Annotated in this window: 1 protein-coding gene; it reads left to right on the forward strand. The window is 69.5% G+C overall.

Translation table 11 applies throughout. The features are described 5' to 3' along the window. The first annotated feature begins 18 nt into the window (after positions 1 to 18). Complete coding sequence (locus ACZ5FU_RS26075) at positions 19 to 20,259, forward strand: UvrD-helicase domain-containing protein (protein ID WP_469046857.1); 20,241 nt, start codon at positions 19 to 21, stop codon at positions 20,257 to 20,259. Positions 20,260 to 20,287 lie beyond the last annotated feature (28 nt).

The raw sequence follows: 20,287 nt of genomic DNA on the forward strand, positions 1-20,287 counted from the left end.
ACCCACGGGGGTATCGACATGTACGAACCCGACCAGCAACTCCCCGATAACGACGCCCTCACCGACGGCCGACTCACCTGGGTGCCGCTGCAACTCGTCGACCACGACAGCACGGGCTGGGTCTACACGCTCGTAGAGGTGACCGAGGAAGGCTCCCCGCAGCACGGCACGCATCTGCTGATCCGCACGGTCCCCGGCGAGGAGCCGGACACCGCGCCGGTCCACACCGTTCTGGCCTCGGATCTGACCATCGAGCAAGGCGTCGCCGCTCTGGATCACCTGTACGACGCCGAGGAACAGGCGCTCACGGACGACCTGGCGCGCGAACAGGAACAGCAGGCTGTGGCCCGGGCGCGCAGCCTCCAGCCGGACGAGCCTCCTCCGTCGACCACGCAGCAGACCGACCTGACGGCGGAGGAGATCACGCTCCTGCGTGCCGTCGACGCCGGCGGCGCCTACGTCAGCGGAGCAGGCCTGACCACCGCCGATGGCGACGAACTCGACCGGGATGTCTACCAGCGGCTGCTGGCGCGTGGTCTCCTCCACGTCGATGACACCCTGATCGACTACCGCGGCGAGCACGTGAGCCTGAGCACCGACGGCCGCGCCCTGTACGAACCTGCCGTACGCCCGCCGCGCTTCCGGCCCACCGGGCAGGACGACCTTGCCCCGTCAGGTCCGGTGGCGCGCGCCCAGGGCAACCTCGCGGCCATCCGCGTCCTGCGCACCCTTCAGGATGAAGACCGACCCGCCACCGAAGCCGAACAGCAGATCCTGGCCCACTGGTCGTCGTGGGGAGCCATCCCCCAGATGTTCGACCCGCGTCAGGAGCGCTTCGAGCCGCTGCGACGTGAACTGCGCGAGCTGCTCACCGATGAGGAGTGGTCCGCCGCCGAAGCCACCACCCGCAATGCGCACTACACGGACGCCGCCTTCATTCCGCCCATCTGGGACGCCCTCATGAAACTGGGCCTGAGGGAACTCGGCGTGACTGAAGCGCAGGCGGATGAACTGAGCCAGCCGACCCAGCCACGGGTGCGTTTCGTCGAGCCTGGCTGCGGCTCCGGCCCCTTCATCGGCTTCGCTCCCGACGGCGTGCAGATCACGGGGGTCGAACTCGACCCGATCAGCGCGCAGATCGCCGCCCACCTCTACCCGGACGCCGACATCCGCCAGGAGTCGTACGTCGACACCCGTTTCCCGGACGGCTACTTCGACGGCGGCATCGGCAACGTGCCCTTCGACGAGATCGCGCTCGTCGACCCCCGGCACAACCCGCTGCACCTCGCCACGCACAACCACTTCATTCTCAAGACCCTCGATCTCGTACGCGACCGAGGACAGGCCCCCACACCCACCGGCGACACCGAGGACGGCGACGTCGAGGTAGACCTCGGCGGCGGAGTCGTCGCCCTGTTCACCAGCCACTACACGATGGACTCGGCCGGCCTCAGCGCCCGACGAGAGATCGCCGCCCGCGCCGACCTCATCGCCGCCTTCCGCATGCCCTCCGGCGCCATGCTCCGAGCGGCGGGCACCAAGGCGATCGTGGACCTGCTCATCCTGCAGCGCCGCCCCCAGGACGTGGAGCCCAGCGGCCCGGACTTCGCCAAGCTCACGCCCGTCCAGGTCGGCGAGGACACCGTCGTCCACATCAACGAATACTTCGCGCAGCACCCCGAGAACATCCTCGGCACACTCAGCCTGGGCCACGGCCAGTACAGCGACGAGGAACTCGTCGTACGCCCCTACCAGGACCGTGACCTCGTCACCGAGTTCACCCTGCGCCTCGACGCCGCCGTAGCCGCAGCACAGATCGACGGCCGGCAGGTCCGACCGCCGGACCCCGAGCAGCGCGCCGACGTCGATGCCGCCGCAGCCCGCCAGCAGGCCGCCTGGGAAATGTTCGGCGCCGAACTCGCCCGCTTCGAAGGCTCCCTCGTCGACATGCACGACGGCACCTTCCAGCAGGTCACCGGGGGAGAACTCGCACCGCGCGAGATCTTCAAGAGCGCCACGGTCGAACTGGCCTCACTTCTGGCGCTACGAGACACCTACGTCAAGCTGCTCACCGCCGAAGCCACCGACGGCGCCACCGGCGACACCGAGGAGCTGCGGCGAGAACTCAACCAACGCTACGGCGCCCACACCGCCCGTCACGGCTACCTCAACAGGCGCCAGGCCCGCCGTGACCGGCGCACCGCCCACGGAGCCTTCCGCAGCGACCCGTACGCCGCCGGCGTCTACGCGCTCGAGGACTACGACTTCAGCACCGACACGGCCACCAAGAGCGACATCTTCACCCGCTCCGCGGTCTCCCGCCGCGACCAGGCCACCCAGGTGGAGACCCCGGCCGAAGCGCTGGCCATCTGCCTCGACACCTTCGGGGAGGTCCGTCTCGCCGAGATCGCACGCCTGCTGGCCCTCGCCGACCCCGACGAAGCCCGCGCCGCGCTCGGCGACCTCGTCTTCACCGACCCCGACATCAGCGACCGGCTCCTGCCCGCCGACCTCTACCTCTCCGGCAACGTCCGCGAGAAGCTCGCGCACGCCGAGCAGATCCTCCAGTTCGTCGACGACGACCAGCGCCCCACGCACCCGCTGCAGGCCAACGTCACCGCCCTCCGCAAGGTCATAGAGACCCATCTGCCGGACAAGACACCGGGCGACATCGACGACGTACGCCTCGGCGCCACCTGGATCGACCCCCGCTACGTCCAGCAGTTCCTGCGGGAGATCCTCAACAGCCAGCAGATCACGGTCACCCGCACCACCGGGGCCGACTGGACCGTGGAAGCACCCACGGCCGTGAACAACTCCAACGCCTCCACCGTCATCTACGGCACGGAGCGTCGGACCGCCATCGACCTCGCCCAGCGACTGCTGTGCAACAAGACCATCCTGGTCTCCCCTCCCTCCCTCGAAGCAGACGCCACCCGAGCCGAAGTACAGGCCGGCAAGCGCTGGGCCGCCGACGAGACCGAAAAGGCGCAGGCCAAAGCGGAAGAGATGAACCGTCTCTTCGCGGACTGGCTGTGGAACGACCCCCAGCGTTCCGCCAACCTGCTGCGCGCCTACAACGAGCGCTTCAACTCCTGGCTGGAGTACCCCGGCGACGGATCTCACCTGCAACTGCCGGGCCTCTCCGACCGCTACACCCTGCGCCCCCACCAGAAGCAAGCGATCGCCCGCGCCATCGTCGACCCCGGCGGCAGCTTCTTCGACCACACCGTCGGCTTCGGCAAGACCCTCGCCATCGCCGCCACCCTCATGGAGCGCCGGCGCCTGGGCCTGAGCAACAAGCCGTGCATCGTCGTCCCCAACCACCTGTGTGACCAGTGGCGCAACGAATTCCTCAAGGCCTACCCCGGCGCGAGGGTCCTGGCGGTCGACGGCGCCGACTTCGCCAAACCCCGCCGCAAGGAGTTCGTCGCCCGCATCGCCAACGGCGACTGGGACGTGGTGATCCTCACCCAGTCCGTGTTCGACATGATCCCGCTCTCGGCCAACGGACAGAACCAGTACGTCGCCGGCGAGACCGAGAACTTCCGCAACATCATCCGGACCGAACTGACCGGACAGGGTGTCACCGAACCCGCCAACCCCGACCACGACCCCGACACCGGCGACCCCATCCGCCAGGCCGAGGACGAGGGCCAGGAAACCGGGCGACGCAAACTCGCGGCCCGAAAGACGATCAAGAACCTTCAGGGCGAGCTCAAACGCCTCACCCAGAAGCTGGTCAAGCACTTCACCAAGGAGTCCGGCACCGGCATCTCCTGGGAACAGACCGGGATCGACTTCCTCGCCGTCGACGAGGTCCAGGACTACGCCAACCTCGACATCCCCACCCGCAACAGCCAGCTGTCCCTGAACGGATCGGGCCGCGCGGCCGGCCTGCTGACCAAACTCCGCTCGATGGAACGCCGCTACGGCCCCGGCGTCGGACTGGGCGCCACCGGCACCCCGTTCCCGAACTCCATGACGCAGGCGTACGTCATGCTCCTGCTCTTCCGCCCCGACCTGCTGAAGGCCGCAGGCCTGGACGACTTCGACGCGTTCGCCGCCCAGTTCATGACCACCACGGTCAGCGCCGAGATCGGCCCAGAGGGCATCCCGCGCATCAAGGAACGCATCGGCGGCTTCCGCAACAGCCTGGACTTCAGCCGCATGTGGCGAACGGGCGCTCACGTGCGCACCCGCCGCGACATCAAGCTGCCGGTCCCCAACCACACGACCGAGACCGTCCTGGTGCCTGCCACGGACGAAGACCGCGAGTTCATGGAGGACATCGCCGACCGGGCAGAAGCCGTCCGCTCCGGCGAGGTCGACGCGTCCGAGGACAACCTGCTCTCCATCAGCAACGACGGCCGCATGGGCGCCATGGACCTCCGCATGGTCGGCTGGCCGGCCTCGCCCATCGGCAAGCTCGACGTCGCGGCACAGCGGATCTTCGACATCTGGCAGGCAGCGAAGGACACCCCGTATACCGACCGAGCCGGCGTGCCCCAGGAACTGCCGGGCGCGCTGCAGATGGTCTTCGCCGACCGGGGCACCCCCAGCGAGCTGAACCGCAAGCGGGGCAACTTCATCGCCTACGACTACCTCCGCGACAAGCTGATCGGACTCGGCATGCCCGCCGATCTCATCCGCTTCATCCACGACGCGGAGGACGCAGCGGCCAAGGAACTCCTCTTCAAGGAGGCCCGCGAGGGCAAGGTCGCCGTCCTGATCGGCTCCACACAGAAGATGGGCACAGGGGTCAACGCCCAGGACCGCTGCATCGCCCTGCACCACCTCGACTGCCCCTGGCGGCCCGCGGACGTGGAGCAGCGCGAAGGCCGCATCATCCGCCAGTTCAACCAGAACGCGCAGGTGAAGCTCTTCCGCTACGTACAGGAGGGCAGCTTCGACAGCTTCATGTGGCAGACCGTCGAGCGCAAAGCACGCTTCATCGAGCAGATCCGCACCGGCCGCTCGATCGACGACCTCGACGACGTCGGCGCGGACGGCGACCTGGAGAAGGACTACCTGGAGTTCGGCGAGGTCAAGGCGCTGGCCACAGGCAACCCGCTGATGCTGAAGAAGATGCAGGCGGACAAGGAGCTCGCGCTCCTGGAGACCGCCTACCGCAGCTGGCGGCGCACCCACCAGCATCTGAGGCACACCGTCGACACCGGCGCCGACACCCTCCAGCGTGCCCGGAACGAAGCCGACGCGATCGCTGCCGCGGTCACCACCCGCGACGCCGTCCGGCAAGAACGCGGTGACGACGTACGCCTCGAAGGGCCTGATGGCCGCATTTACACCAAGCGGATGGACCTCGCCGCGGCCATCCGCGATCGGCTCCGCGCGGTGAACCGGCGCGGTGTGAAGACCATCAGCCAGTGGGAGCCCATTGCCGTCCTCGACGGCCTGCACCTTCAGGCCCGTCTCAACACCGTCATGGGTGTCCTCGAACTCGCCATCCGGAACGTGCCCGGCGACAGCCTCTTCGTCGACGACCTCGACGCCCTGCTGAACAGCAACAAGGCGCCGCTCGGCCTGGTCACCCGCATGGAGAACAAGGTCGAGGGCCTGGACAAGCTCCTGGAGAAGTACCGCGCCGTGGTCGACGAGGTACAGATGGACATCGACCGGGCGACCGCCCTGGTCGACAAGCCCTTCTCCAAGGCGGGCCAACTGGCCAAGGCCCGCGCCCGGGTCGCCCAGCTCGACGCTGACATCGAAGGGCTGGCGGGAGGCAACCCCGAATCCGAGCCATCCGCCACACCCGCCGCGGAAGACACCGACCTCACCCCGTACGCGTCCGCAGCCGAGGCACAAGCCGGTGAGGAAGCCGTCCTCGCCGCCTTCGAGGCGTGGCACGACGAGGCAGAGCAACAAGAAGAGGACAACGCCCACTATGTCCTCTTCGACTTCGCCATCGAGGACATGGGTCGCGCCATCCGAGAGACCCGTTCCCTGGGGAGTGGCGAATCACCAGGCCTGGAGGCGTGGGCGTACTACGAACAGCGCCAACTGCTGGACCATGCGGCCTTGCTCCTCGACGAACTCGCCACCTGGAACTCCTCGGAACGCACCCGGAACCTCGCGGACCGGACGAGAGAACTGCAGCAGGCGACCGCCCGTCACATGACCCGGCTCCAGGGCTCGGGTCTGCTGGAGCAGCCATGGCGCGGTGACTCGACGCCGCTTCTGGAGCCGACCCAGACTGCCCCAGACCAGGCGCTTTTCTTCGAGACGCGCAACTGGTTCGGATATCACGACTCGTCCGGGCGGACGAGGTACGTCGCCGGGTCATGGCTGAGCACCGTCATTCCGGCAGCACAGATCTTCCGCGCCAGCGAGGCTCGGCCCGGGGCATGGCGGATGCGAGGCCCCGACGGTGACGAAGTCGAGGTCTGGCCGCTGCCCGAGGACTTCACCGGCACCGCGGCCGCCGCGCACCCCGAAGCAGTCGCCGAACTCGTCGACGCCGCCGCCTTGGCCCTGCGACAGTGGGGTGCGGCGGCTGGCCTCATGCTCGACGCATGGTGCCGCGAGAACCTTGCCCGCCACGCCCCGGCGCTCGTTGACGATCTCACGGACGAGGCCCTGCCCCGGTTCCTCGACGCACTGCGCGTCCAGCTGTTCGAGACCCACCCATGGGCACAGCCCGACCCGCTCAACTTGGAGGGCCCGCCCGATGTGCCTGCCGAGGCCCAGGGCAACGAGGAGACCACCAGCGCGGAGCCCGGTGAGGACACGGTCATCGCCCCATACGCGACGGCGGAGGCTGCCGAAGCCGGCGAGGACGACGTCCTGGCAGCGTATCGGGAATGGGCTGAGGAGAGTGCCCGGAGCGAGGAGCAAGGCGTTCTCCAGGTGCAGATTGCGGAGTCGGCAAATGCCCTCCGCGAACGGCGGGCCGGAGCCGACGGGGGCACCCCGGGCCTGGAGGCGTGGGCGTACCTCGAGCAGCGGGCCCTGCTGGACAGCGCGGAGACGTTCCTCGCAGAGCTCGACGTGCGGGATTCATCGGAGCGCACTCGGCCACTCGCTGACCGGACCAAGCAACTGATGGTGGCGACCGCCAGACATCTTGACCGGCTGCAAGGCTCCGGCCTGCTGGAGCGGTCTGGACGTCGAGACCCTCAGAACAGTGGGCCAGCGCCGGGCGAGGAGCAGCCGTCAGCCGACGATGAAGGGATCAGCCGGCAGCCGATGTCGGCGCCGATCCCGCTGAGCGATGAGGCGGCGCAGGACGACTCCTACTTCGCTACATCCGACCTCGAAGAACGACGGCTGGCCGTGTTCCTCGAGCCCTACCAGGACGCGCGGGACCTGGTGGAAGACCGCCTCCAGGTACAGCGCACCGCCCAGGCACTCTTCCACGCCGAGAAGGGCACCACCCCGAACCCAGGCGGCCTGTCCGAAGATGCGGCCGCCGCCCGCAGCGCCCTCATCGAGGCCGACACCGAGCTGGAACTCGAACCGCCCAGCACGGTGGAGGAATACCTGGCCGCGTACACGACCCTCAAGGAAGCTGCCAGCCAGTACGCCGAAGTTGCCGACGATCCGGAACTGATGCGACTGGCCTTCCGACTCACCGACCTGACCCAGCGCCACCTGGCCCGCTTCCGCTGCAGCGGCGACGACCTGTTCGACCTGCTGCCCGACGCCAACGCCCTCTGGCAGGCCCTCGACCACACGCCGGTGCGCGAGGCGCCCCCGCTCCCGCCGGTCATCGACCACTACCGCGACCGCACCGAACTAGCCGCCGCGCGAAAGGAAATCTTCAGCACCTACGAGGCATGGCCGCAGGCCTACGCCGACGACGGTGAACTCCTGCACGCCGCAGAACTGCGCGGCCTGATCTGGGAACTCCAGAACAGCGTCGAGGAGGACGTCCGTCACAGCCCCCACGCTTGGGGACGGGTCCTGGCCCGGGGCATCGACGTCGCCACGGACACCACCGAGCCGCACGCGGCAGCCGTCCTCCAGCACCTTCTCCGACTGATCCACACCCACCGTGCCAAACTCACCGCGTACCAGGACCGCGCCGAGCGCGACGCCCTTCCGTACGAGCAGCCCCAGACCTTCGCTGATGCCGAGCAACTCCTACGTGAACGCTGGATGGTCTGGAACGACACTCCGCTTGTACGCGGCCTGCGGGAACTGCCCGAGGTGCCGCCCCCCGGCGAGCAGCGTGAGGCCCTCACCATGCTCGTCCGCCTTGACCAGGCCATGGAGGTCTGGGCGAGGCAGAGCACCACAGAAGCACGATCGCGCCGCGTCGTCATGGACGAGGTAGCGGCATCCGCCCACTGCCTGGCGCTCACCCTGCGAGGCACGGACGACAGCGCGCGCGCCAGCCTCGACCGGCTGCACCGGCTGACTACCGCGGCATACACGCACGCCGCGTCCCTGGAGGCAAGCGAGGACAGCGAGCGCGCCGGCACCGCCATCACCGAAGCGGTGACGTCCGGCCTGCATCGCCAAACACGCGCCGCCAGCGCTCCCTTGGACGGCCCGTTGGACGGCAAGGTGCTGTGGGCCGTCGCGCCGTCCCCGGACACGGCCACGGTCGTGAGTCGCGTCATCCAGCAGACCCTCACCAGCGAGGAACTCTCCGCAGGACAGGTCTGGGTGGAAGACGACCACGGAGAGATCTGGGCCTTCGACGCCGAAGCGCAGACCGGCGTCTTCAACGTCGGCGACCCGCGCGTCGGATGGGTTACCCCCCGTCCGACCCCCGTCCCCGCGAGCTGGCCCGAACTGCCTGACCACCTGAGAGAACTGGCCGACCACCTGGTCCAGCGCGGAGTGGTAGTCAATCTGCAGCCGACCAGCGGAGAACTTCCCTGGGAGAGCGAGCGAGGAGGCCAGCCAGGCATCGAATCCTGGTACCTCCGCTTCATGCGCGACCCGCAGACACACTTCATCTGCCAGGTCGGGCACGAGACCGTCGACGGCGGTGTGCGGGTCAGCAACGCGTTCTTCCGCGAAATGGACGGCCAGGGGGAGCGTACCCAGCGCTACGGTGACGTCCACCTCGACGGCACCGGCATCGCGACGATCGCCGATCTTGCCGACCACCTCCTGACCGTCCCGTGCATCGTCAACGAAGAGACCGACGATCTTGACGGTGAACCCGGATCCGAGGCTGCGGAGAACCGAGTCGAACGGGGCCCAGAACAGGCACCCGCTGCGGCCATCGCGACGCCGGTCTCCGGCGAAGCCACAACTGAGGCCGCCACACGGCCTTCTGCCCCGTTCGCCCCGGACCGCTGGTATCGCGCGACCCCGCCCGATAGCAGTGAGTACGTCACGTACGGCGCCTGGCTGAACCGGCTGGCCGAACAAGGAGCGGCAGGGGCATTCCAGTTCGAAGTTGCCCGCACGGACGACGCGTTCTTCGTGACGGACACCGACGGGGTCACGCACATCGCACCGATGAGTACCGACCTTCCGAGCAGCGCGGTGCCTGGAGCGCAAGTTGTAGACGAACTGCTACTGCGGACCGCCGCTGATCTCTTTCCGCTGCGTGAACAGGCAGCCACCGTCGTCGAGGAAGAGCTCGCCCGACGGCTGGAAGAGGAGTTCCCCGCTCTGCACGCGGCCGCCAGCGCTGACGGGGCGCTTGACCCGTTGCTCGAGGCGCTGTGCGCGCGTTTCCTGCTGGTCTTTCCGTGGGCGCACCCCGAGTCGGCGCCGGACGACCCGGAGTCGCCTCGCAACAGGTTCGACGATGAGCAGGCGGCGCACGCCCTGACCGACCCGGCCGACATCAAGTATCGATTCCTTCGGGCGCTGGCGGTCTCCTCCAGCGACCCGGTTCTTGACGGGCCGCCTCAGATTCTGGATGTCGGCACGCTTCCGGATGAACTCGAAGAGCATCGAGCGGAGATCGAAAGCCTTCTCCTCGCCGCAGGTCGCGCTCTGAACCCATACGGCCACGAGGCAGCCGACCACTTCCTGCCGTGGCTGGGACGGCACCGGGTGACCGACCCTGGCCTTGTCTGGCTCGGTAGGACCTCAGTCGACCAGTCGGACATGGATCGGTTCTTGTCCGGGCGTTTCGAGGCGACATTCCCGTGGTCGCGCAGCATGGCCGACCGGCTGTCGAACCTTGGTGATGGGGCCGTGCAACAGGACACGCCCAGCACCGAATCGGCACAGGCGGACCGCCAGGAACAGGTGCAGCCGGAGAGGGGGCCGAGCACCGGGACTCCCGAGAGCGAGACGCAGGATTCGCCGAGCCCCACGGCCGTCCCCTCAGCAGAAGAACAGCCAGAGCCGACGGGAACCGCGGACGAGCCGGTCGTCGAGGCGCGGCACGACCCTGCCGGGGAGGCGGCGGCGCTCGACGCCATCGAGGACCCCGAGCTGAGGAACATCGCCCTCGTCCTCGGCCCGTTCACCGGCCCCGCCGAAGCAGCTGCCGCGCAGGCGCTCACGGAGACGCTGTACACCAGCCTCATGGCTGTGCTGCCCCGTCGGCCCCGCGTGAGGGTCCGCGAGCAGCGAGATCTCCTCCGACGCCAGCACGAAGTGCTCCAGGGCCTCTCCCCGGCCAACGCCGACGCCCTCCTGGAGCAGCTCTGGGCAATGGCGCGCACCGCACAAGACCTCACCCACCACCAAGACCTTCCCGTGTGGGTGGCGGCGGGCAACTACGCCAGCGCCATGACCAACCTGCGCGCTCGGCTGCTGGCCACCCCCGACCTGTCGGCTCTGGTCACACAGGTGCCCACGCCCTCCGGTCAGGTCGACCCTGCTGAGCACCCAGACCCGCTCGGGACCGAACCCGCGCCGTACGCCGACGCTGGGGAACTCGCCGCCGGACGGGCCGAGATCTTCGAGGCGTTCCGTGCCTGGCCCGGCTCGCGGCGCACCAACCGCGACCTGGCGGACAGCGCTGCCCGCGAGTTGCGCAGCCGCATGCGACGCCTGTCCGAGAACCCCGACGACCAGCGCATCACCTCGGCCCTCAGCGACTGGCACAACGCCATGCTCGAGGTCGTACTGGCGGCCGGCCAGCGTGAGGACCCGGTTGAGCGGCAGCAACTGCACCGCCTCGCCCGCAGCATCCGTCGGCACACCGCCCGGCTGTCCGCAAGGCGGCACACCGCCACGTCCGATCCCCGCTCCGTGATCACGGACTCGGCTGACTACGAGCGGTTCCAGGAGCAGGCCGGCACCGCCCGCCATGCCTGGGAACAAACGGCCACCTACCGCGACCTCCAGGGCCTCGAACGCGAGGTCGCCGCCGGGAGCACGCTGCCGGCGGCCGCCGTCGCCCAACAGCGGATCACCACAGCCGCCGACCTGCTGCGGTGGGAAGCCCCCGACGAGCAACTGGATGCCTTCAGGAGCCAACTCACCGCCTACGCCAACGCCGTACACGGACTGGCGCTCACCCTCCGCACCAGCGACTTCTCAGACCCGGGCGACCAGGCGGCACTCCACGCCTTCCTGGACGCGTCGTACTCCCACGCTGCCGCGGTGACCAACACCCGGACCTCCGGCGGCGTCGACCGAATCCGGGCGGTGCTGTCCACCCAACTCGGACAGGCCCAGGAGGACCCCAGCACCGACACGGCCGAGGAAGGAGACGTACTGCCTCGGCCGTACGCGAGCGCGGCCGAGGCGCTGACCGACCTGCGGCGCCTGCAAGACGCCCACGCGGCACTCCAGGTCACCAACCTCGGCAAGCGCCTGCTGCTCGCCTCCGACGACGCACCGCCCGAGGCCGTCGCACTGCGCCGGGCATTCCTGATGCCGCACGATGACGACCTCGCGGGCGAACCCCAGGTAGAACTGGACCGTCTGGCAGCCATCACCGGCACGACTCGCGCACTCATCGAACACCTCGCCAACACCGCAGCCGACCCCACCACGGTGCGCAACCTGGCGGCCCTCGCCGACAGCGCCGAGCACCTGATGAGCCGACTGACCGTGACCGCAGCCGACACCGAGCTGTGGACACGGCTGTTCTCCCCACGGACGCCGGCGCCCGAGACCGCCCCCGCGGCATCCGAGGCGTCCGCGACCACCACCCGGCAGAGCGTGCCCACGGCCCTGCGCGACGCAGGCCACACCGTGGACAGCACGACGACGGAGAACGGCCTGCTCCGCTACCGCGTCGACGGGACCGAGATGTCCCTCGCGCAGGCAGCCGACCGGTACCTCGGATGGGGCCGCGACGTGCCGGGAGTCCCCGGCTGGCGCATGGCGCCTGTCAGCCAGAGCGACCCGACGGCCTGGGAGGTGTACGAAACCGCCACCGGCACCGGGCACTGGCAGCTGAGCTACAGCCCCTTCCACAAGACCTGGCGCATCCGGGGACTGACCACCGCCGACTACCTGCCCGACACGTTCGCCACCGTCGACGAGGCGGCCACGCACGCTGCCAGCACCACGCCCGCCAGCCTGGCCATGACGCCACAACCCGTCCTCGGCCTCCGGGGCTACACCGTGCGGGCGGTCGACGCCAGCGAGCACGCAGGCCGGGAAGTCCTCAACCCCGACGGCGACGTGATCGCGACCGTCTTCTGGTCCAGCTTCGCTAGCCAGTGGGCCGGGATGGTCGGAAACGTTCCAACCACCCTCGTCAGCGATCCACTGATCGCCGCCAAGCACGCCACCGTGATGTGGGCCTACGACGCCGGCATCACCCTGCGGGAGCCGGCCTCCTACACCTCCCCGGCCAACGTCCGCGTCACCCTGGCCACGCTGGGCGACTCCCGGCAGAGCCTGCTGCAGGCCGCGTCACGCGCGTGGACCACGGACTACGCGACCCAACCGGAGATCCAGCAGATCGAGGCGGCCTTCGACCAGCTGGCCCAGTGGACGCACCTCGACGCGGACCTGGACACCGCCGTCGGTCTCCGCGAGCTGATCACTGTGCTGGACGGCCTGCGCACTCCCGCGATCGCCCTGCGGGCCCGGCTCGCCGAGGAGACCCGGCAGCTCAACGAGGGGGCGCCGGAAGGAACCCCGCTGCGGTGCTCCGACCGGGAGCAGCACCTGGCCTTCCGGCTGGTGGCCCTTCTCTACGACACCGAAGGGGTCCAGGCCGGGCTTCAGCAGACCATCGAGCGGCTACCCGCGGCCGCGCCCAGCCCTGCCCCGTCTGTCACGGAGGCCACCGCCGGTGCGGAGGAACGCCCCGCAGCCGAGGAGGCCCCCGCCGCCGCGGCCCCGGCCGCCAGCCCCCCGGCAGAGCAAACACCAGCGGAGGCGACGCCGGAGGAGGAGACCTCAATGACCACCGCCCCGGAGGCGCCCATCGGGGGACCGTGGAGCGACCGCATCCAACTCGTCGAGGAAGACGGCGGCGTCTTCTTCACCGGCACCGGTCAGGGCGACTGGTACACCCAGGAAGGCGAACTGCGGAAGCTGTTTCGCGACAACGGGTTCAAATTCCACCGCGACTCGAGTCGCTGGCGCTACCAAGGCGCGTTCAACAAACGCGCCACGGCGATCGGCAACGTGCAGGCCTACCTCGCCGCCCGGGACGAGGCCGCACGCACCGCCGGTCAGAAGGAGAAGACGCCCCAGTTCCCGCCCACACCCCAGCAGCAGGCCATCATCGACGCCTGCGTCGCCGGGCAGAACGTCGTGGTGCAGGCACTGGCCGGCACCGGCAAGACGACGACCATGGCCATGGTCGCGCGGGAACTCAGCCCCAAGCGGGTCACCTACGTCGCCTTCAACCGTGACATCGCCGACGAGGCACGCGGCAAATTCCCGTCCAACACCGACGCCGCCACCTCCCACGCCTTCGCCGCGCGGGCGCTGCGCCAGACGGGCCTCAAGCAGAAGGTCAACAACGCGGGCAAGAACCACCCGGGCGCACGCTGGCCGTGGCAACTCACCGAGGCCCTGGGCATCAACGTGCCGGTACGCACCAAGGACCGCACGTATGAACCCGAGGACGTCGCCCGTCTGGTGAAAGCCACCTACGTGGCCTACCGCAACAGCGCCGACGACAAGATCAGCGCAGCGCACCTGCCCAGCAGTCTGGCCGAGGCGCCCCGGTCGATCCGGGACACCGTCCTGCGGTACGCCCGCGCCGCGTGGAAGGACATCGAGGACCCCGTCAGCAACAAGGTCCACTTCGACTTCGACGACTACCTGAAGCTGTGGGCCCTGACGAAGCCGACCCTGCCCGGCGAAGTGATCATCTTTGATGAGGCGCAGGACATCAATCCCGTTCTCTCGCGAGTCATCCAGGAGCAGACGCACCAGACCATCGTGGTCGGCGACTCCAACCAGAGCATCTACGCGTTCCGGGGAGCGGAGGACGCCCTCACCGACTGGCCCGCCGACATCGAACTGCCCCTCACCCAGTCGTGGCGGTTCGGCACCGAGGTGGCCCGCATCGGCAACGAGTTCCTCACCCTGCTCGGCTCGCCGTTCATGCTCGAAGGCAACCCCAACCTCGGCAGCACCCTCGGCACCGTCACCGAACCGGACGCCGTCCTCGCCAAAACCAACGCGGGCGCCCTCGCTGCCGTCGTTGCAGCTCTCGAACAGGGACGCCGTGTCGCCCTCGCCGGCGGGAAGAAAGACATCGTCGACATCGCCGACGCCGCCGCCGACCTGATGGCGGGCCGCGGCACCAAGCACCCGGAACTGGCCAGCTTCAAAGACTGGGACGAAGTACGCGAACTGGTTGAACGGGAGGACAACGACGCCAAGCACCTGGAGACCTTCGTCCGCCTCGTCGACGCCCACAGCCCCCGGGGGCTCAAGGACATCGCCGCACAACTCGTCGACATCAAGATCCAGGAAGAGGAACTGCGGGCCGAGGTCGTCGTCAGCACCGCCCACCGGTCCAAGGGCCTGGAGTTCGACAACGTCCTCATCGCCGGCGACTTCCCCGGCCCGAAGATCGATCCCGAGACGGGGCAGCCCAAGCTGCCCTCGCCGGAAAACCTCCGGCTCATGTACGTGGCAGTGACCCGAGCGAAGAACCGCCTCGACCTGGGTTCACTCCAGTGGATCGAGGATCTTCCCGGCCTGATGGCCGACCCACGGTCGGTGATCCCTGCGCCCGAGCAGCAACCGCAGCCGGACACTGCCCCCGCCGAGGCCCAGGCGCCGACGACGACCGATGCACTGCAGCCGCCCACCACCGATCGCGAGCCTCAGCCAGGGGCCGACCAGCCCACACCGGACGCTCGGCCCGCCGTCCCGGCACCGGCCGAACCCGTTGCGCCACCGGCCGACGCCGGTACGACCAGCGACCCGATGGCGCTGCTCGGAATCCGGCGGCCGCTGCCCTGGGACGCCGACACCGTAGCCCGACGCGTGGCCGCGGCACTCCAGCGCGCCCGCAGCATTCCGGGCAGCCAGCAGCCTGTCGACGCTGCGGAGCTGCGTGAGGACCCGCTGGCCCAGTACGCCGCCAACCTCGAACGAGTCCTGCAGACCCTCCCGCGCGACAGCACCCGGCGCTTCATCAATGCCACGGCACTGCGCCTCCAAGAGCGCGTCAACGAGATCGCAGCCGTTGCCGCCGAGCACTGGAGGCAGGCGAGCGAGAGCGAGACGGAGTCACCCGATGCCCTCCGCGATCGCCTGGCGGCGGCGACCACCTTCCCCGAGCTCAACGACGCCTACACCCACGAGGCGCTGCACCTGGTCTGCAACGCCCTCGACGAGGCAGAAGCCGAAGCACGTCGTCGCGGCCTCAAGGTCAACACGGTTCGTGACGCCTTGGACCAGGTCGTAGGACTCAACGGCTCCCTCACCGTCGACGGGGAGGCAGTGCCGCAGATGCACGCCGTCCTCTACCCGGTCCTGCGCGTCCTCGAGGACGCGCAGCAGCGCCTGGGCCTGGCCGGTGCACCGGCGGAGCAGACCCCCGAGACAGAGGCACCCGTCGCCGAACTGGCTCCCTCCACGAACAGCAGCCCGGAGGAATCGGCCGCCGAGACGCAACCGGCGACACCGGCGACCGAGACCGGCACACCCGACAGCCCCCCGACCCCCGACGCGGCGACAGCCTCCGACAGCGGCCGGCAAGCGGTCCCCGAGGAAGGGCAACCCGCTGCCGAACCCGCCAGCCCCACCGACGAGGACCTCGTCGCCATCCTGGAACAGTGGCCCGTCGATCAACTCGCCCAGTTCGTCCGCTCGATGAGCGGCCAACGGCTCATCACACCGGGCCGCATGCAGGTGCGCTTCACCCCCACCGACGGCGATGGCATGCAGGGCAACGCGTACTCCCTCGCCGACTGCCTGCTCGTCCAGGTGGCCGGCCCTGACGGCGAGACCGTGCGCGAGGGCCGGGTGACATGGAGGCACCTGTCCGCATGGATCGACCGCCGTCGAACGATGGGGCAGCGCAGGCTCGTGAACCGGGCCTGGGACACACGTGACCGGCTACAGCGGTCGTACGCCGCCTACCTCGCCGCGGGCGAACAGCAGCACTACCAGCTGGCCCTGAGTGAACTCAACGACATCCTCCGTCAGGCCATCACGGCCCTCATCACGGACGAGGAACAGGAGCCGGCCAGCGAGCCAGAGGTGGAGCCGAGCGAGCTCGGCGAACTGTTCTCGCTGGACGACGTACAGCCCAGCGCCGCGCCGCGTGGCATGACGGCCTTCGAGGCGGCCACCGCCAACCTGCGCGGGCGGCTCACCCAGTACGAGGACGTCCTGCCCACGACAGCCGAGTCCGCCGGTCAGCAAACCGCCCTGCGTGACCTCGCAGCCGGACAGCGCACGGTGCTGCCGCTTGCCGACCATCCCTTCTCCGCCTTCCTCGTGGGAGCAGCCCCGGTGGGCGGCTCCGATCCCGAGAGCGGTGAGCGATGGGAAGTCACCGGCACGCTGGTGCACCCCGACGGACGGGCCGAAGCCTTCCGCTGGGAATTCACCGGCAGCGACGGACACCCGGAACTCACGGTCCTCAGCGCGCCGCGCAGCCTCAGCGGGATGGTGGGCCTGGAGCCCGGGGCGGTCCCGACGGCGCCGATCGCAGAGACCGCTGCGACGGAAACGGCCCAGCCGGAAGACGACACCGCGCCCACAGAAGCCGACGCGCCGAGCGAGGAAACGGCAGCCGATCAGCCGACCGAGACGGTTCAGGTACCCGCCACGGACGAAACCCGCGCAGGTACCGAGGAAACGGCAGACCGTACGGAAGGTGTCCGCTCCGGCGAGGCCGAACCGTCTGCCGATGAACAGCCCACCCAGGAGCCGGCACAGGAAACCCCCGTACCCGAGCCGAGCGCACGCACCCCGCGGGAGGCGCTCCAGGCCGTCTTCCAAGCGTGGCACGGGTGGAACGCATCGCCCACCGTCCAAGCCCTGCTCGCCGAGGACGAAGAGCTGCGGCAAGAGACGGGCGTGGGCGGGACCAACGCGGTGGCACGGCTGGACGACCAGTGGCCGTTGGCCCTTCGCGAGGAGACCGCCGCGGCGTGGCAACTCCTCGACGACCGGTGCCGGGACATCGCGGTCGCCATGCAGCAGGGAACACTTCGGCTCAGCGACGAAGATGCAGGCCTCTTGGCCGACCTGCGGGCCGCCGTATCCCGCCAACTCGCCGTCATGACCCGGCAAGCGGCCCAGACCGCCGTGCCCGAGGCCGCCCCCGAGCCCGCGTCCGTCGACGAGACACAGTCCCCGGCTCCCGCGACGGAATCCGATGAGGAGACCCCCATGTCCACTCCCACGGCGGCACCCGCCGGTGGCCCAGCCTCCCCTGAACTGTCGGTGGACCTCGGACAGCTGGTGACGCTCATCGCCGACGAACTGGCTCGGCGTGGCGTGGGCCAGAACCCCGCTCCGACGGTCGACCTGCGGCCGCTCGAGGGAGCGATCCAGCAGATGCAGGGCCAGCTGGGACAGGTGGTCGGCACCCTGGATCGGCTGGCGGCGGCTCCGCCGGTGGGAGAAGCGGAGGTCGAGTCGCGCGACGAGGCTGACCTGCGTGAGGCGCTCTCCGAGGCCCAGCAGCAGTCCGCCTGGTTCTGGGGCGATCCGGGATGGGAGCAGGTCAGGTCCCTGCACCAGGCGTACGACCACCTCACGGCGCAACTGCGCACGACCGCACGGGCCGTACGAGATGGATTCCTCGACGACATCCGCGAGCACGGTGTGATGCGGACGGTGGATGCCTGGGTAGCCCGGGCGATCTCTCACGCCGCGTACCGCATCGCACGACGGCTGGACGGCAACGGCCAGCACACCTCCGCCGGTTACCGCGTCATGTGGCGCCTGCAGCGGGCCGCCGCCACCCGCGCCGACCGCATCCTGGGACGACTGGAGCCCGACACCGACCTGAACCGCTTCTCCGGCATCCAGACCGCGTGGCACCGCCTCCTGGAGCGGGTCCGCAACTGGATTCGGCGCGACGGCACCCCAACCTCCGACGGTCGCACCGAAGCCGCCGCGATGCAGGGAGCGGAGCGGTCCGTCGGCCTGCTGACCCGGATCCGGCAGACGGCCGAGGACCGGCTGGGGGATCTGCGGGAGACGACGGCCTGGCAGCAGATCAGCTCCCTGATCAGCTCGGCCGTGGAGACCTACAACAACATCAAGGAAAACGTTCAGGGCTGGGCGCAGGACTTCAGGGAACTGGGATTCTTCGCCACCCTCTGGACGCGGACCATGGAACTGGTGTCCTCCCGGACACGAGACCTCCTCGAGCAGCGCGCGGAGAACGGAGAGGAGCACGGTTTCCGCTGGAACCTTCTGCGGCTGCTGCACCACGCCGCCCAGGTCCAGGTAGAACGCACACGCGGGGTCCTCGATGACGGCGAGGAACCGCCGCTCGGCTTCTACGACAACCACCCCACCCAGACCGCCAGCCCCGAACCCGGCCCCGTGGCGCCGTGGGACCAGCCGGTCACCGGGCAGCGCCTGTGGGAGCCGGGCCCGCTGGAGCCGTTCAGCGACGCCTGGGATGACGACCTCTACCTCGTCCTGCAGCATGCGCCGAGAGAAGTCGTCGCACGCGTCTATGCGCTGATCGAGGCTGAGGAAGGGCGCGTCCTCGACAACCGCGTGACGTTGGAGGAAGCAGGAGTCCGACTGACGTGGGCGGTGGAGCAGTGCCTGCTCCGACAAGGCGGCCAGGCCGCGTACTACCTGGCCCAAGAGCAGTACATGCGACCGGCGGCCAGCCAACTGCTGCCGCCCGCTCCGGCCGCTGAGCCGACTGTGTTGTGGACCGCCCTGGAGGCCCTCTCGACCACCATCACCAGCTTCGATCCCTCCTACCTGGCGAACCAGGGTCTGCTGAGTGAGGAGCAGAACGCCGCCGCTCTGTACGAGCTGTGGAACGTCGGCTACCTGCGCCTCTCGGAGAGCCACGCGGGCCATGTGATGGTCGACAACGACGTCCCGGTACGTCAGATCCTCATGGAGCGCCGCCGTGTGCCCGAAGTCGCCCCCGACCTTGTACGGACGGCGGCGTTCCTGGCCACCGAGACCCGGGCCGATGTCACCGCCACCCTGATAGAGAGCACACTGCGCACAGGTCCCGGGCAAGCCAACGCGGTCATCGTCGACCTCGTCGACCGCGGTGTCCTTGGTGCACCCGGCCCCGATGGGGTATGCGCCCTGCTGTTGGACCGTGCAGGAGTGGAAAGGGCCCTGGCGGCCACACCGCCGGCGCAGCCCACGGCGACCGTTCCGCCGACGCCTCCCACCGCTGCTGCACCTCCGCAGACAGCCTCGCCGTCCGCAACCCCGGCAACTCCCGCGCCGCCCACGGCGACACCCTCGACGGCGGCGGCTCCTCCGCTGCCGAAGCGCCGTGAATCCACCCACGGGCAGATCGGCGGGCGCCGCCCGGAGCGGCCGGTGGCCACCGGGCAGGCCGCGGCGGGCGCCGCCGTGGGTGCGTTGACCACTCAGGCGTCTCGGCTGAGCGACCGGGCGGCGCTGCTGCGCCACAGCGACAGCGCGTCGGCCCGCGAACAGGGCGCACGGATGGAAGAGGTTGCTGGTCGGGCGCGTACCGCAGCCGACAGTCTGGTTAGCGTGCCGTCCGGGGCGAACGGGACGAGCGAGTTCACCCGGCGGCTCGGCGAGGCCTTCGTGACCGAGTTGAACGCGAGCGCGATGCAGAACGGAGCCAGCTTCACCCACGCAGACATCAAGCGCCTCGCGGCCGCTGCGGTGCAGTCGGTTCAGGCGGCAAACCGGTCCGCTGAGGGCGGTGATTCCCGGCCTGCGGCGAACGCCCAGCAGCAGACACAGCCCGGGCAGGCGCCCCGCCCAACGCGGCCACGGGCGGCACGACCGTGAGGCGAGGGCTTCCCACCGGACTCGATGG

This window comes from Streptomyces sp. NPDC031554 (assembly GCF_055580685.1).

What these genes read in the sequence shown, in the direction of transcription:
- ACZ5FU_RS26075 (WP_469046857.1), top strand. Translation starts at nt 19, where the DNA reads ATGTACGAACCCGACCAGCAACTCCCCGATAACGACGCCCTCACCGAC.